Origin of the sequence: Streptomyces herbicida (assembly GCF_032656585.1) — a bacterium.
Taxonomy (GTDB): Bacteria; Actinomycetota; Actinomycetes; order Streptomycetales; family Streptomycetaceae; genus Streptomyces; species Streptomyces herbicida.
In genome coordinates, this window is the sequence record NZ_JAUYWJ010000090.1 from 1 (window position 1) to 1246 (window position 1246).

Here is a 1246-nt window from a genome sequence, read left to right on the forward strand (position 1 = left end):
GGCGCTTTCTAGGGGTCGTTGCAACACGTGGTCGTGTTGATCAGGCCGCGAGCAGTTTATGCAGGCGCTCGGCTGGGGTTTCCCAGCCGAGCGTTTTGCGTGGGCGGCCGTTCAGCTCGGCGGCCACGGCCGCCAGGTGGTCGCGGGTGTGGACGGACAGGTCGGTGCCCTTGGGGAAGTACTGCCGCAACAGTCCGTTGGTGTTCTCGTTGGAGCCGCGCTGCCAGGGGCTGGCCGGGTCGCAGAAGTAGACCGGGATGTCGGTGGCGACGGTGAAGGAGCCGTGGGCGGCCATCTCGGCGCCCTGGTCCCAGGTCAGGGACTGCACCAGGTGAGCGGGCAGCGTCCGGACGGTTTCGACGAGCGCGTCGCGGACTTGTTCGGCGGTGCGGCCCTCGGGCAGGTGCAGCAGCATCACGTAGCGGGTGGCGCGTTCGACGAGGGTGCCGATGGCGGAGTTGCCGTCCTTGCCGATGATCAGGTCGCCTTCCCAGTGGCCGGGCACCGCCCGGTCTTCGGCCTCGGAGGGCCGTTCGCTGATCATGACCATCGGGGTGGAGAACCGTGGAGTGCGCTGCTGGGCCTGTCGGCGGGGCTTGCGGCGGGCGCGGCCGGTGCGCAGGGCCCTGGCGAGTTCCCGGCGCAGTTCGCCGCGGCCCTGGACGTAGAGGGCCTGGTAGATCGTCTCGTGGGCCACGTGCATCTCCGGCCGGTCGGGAAACTGTGCCCGCAGAGCCTGGCAGATCTGCTCGGGGCTCCACCGTAGGTCGAGGTGGCGCTGGATGAAGTCCCGCAGCTCGGGGTTCTGGCCGATCTTCCCGTGCTTGGGCCGGGGCCGGCGGGTGTCCGCGCGGGCCTGGGCGGCGTGCGGTCGGTACTGCCCGTTGACCGGGTGCCGGTTGCGGCGGATCTCGCGGCTGATCGTGGATGGGCTGCGGCCCAGCTCGGCGGCTATCCGCCGGATGGTGGCCTTCTCCCGCAGCCGGTCGGCGATGTGGATGCGGTCGGCCTCGCGCAGATACCGGGACGGGCCTTCGGGCGGCACCACGGCAAGCACCGGCGGTCTCGCCTTGTCCTTGCCCGAAGCGCCCCGGCCGTTGCGCCACCGCTTGCCCGTCCGGTAGTTGATCCCGACGCGTTTGCAGGCTTCGGCGCTGCTCAGGCCCTGATCCATGAGCCGGAAGTATTCCTCCCGCTCACGGACCAGGATCTTGCGGCCCTGAGCCTTGCCCCGGTTCTCCCGGAT

The 1246-nt window shown here is 70.4% G+C and carries 1 protein-coding gene; it reads right to left on the minus strand.

Translation table 11 applies throughout. The features are described 5' to 3' along the window. Positions 1-40: 40 nt before the first annotated feature. Positions 41-1174, minus strand: coding sequence for an IS30 family transposase (locus Q8A52_RS48845; protein ID WP_456300761.1), 1134 nt, complete (start codon positions 1172-1174; stop codon positions 41-43). Between the last annotated feature and the right edge of the window lie 72 nt (positions 1175-1246).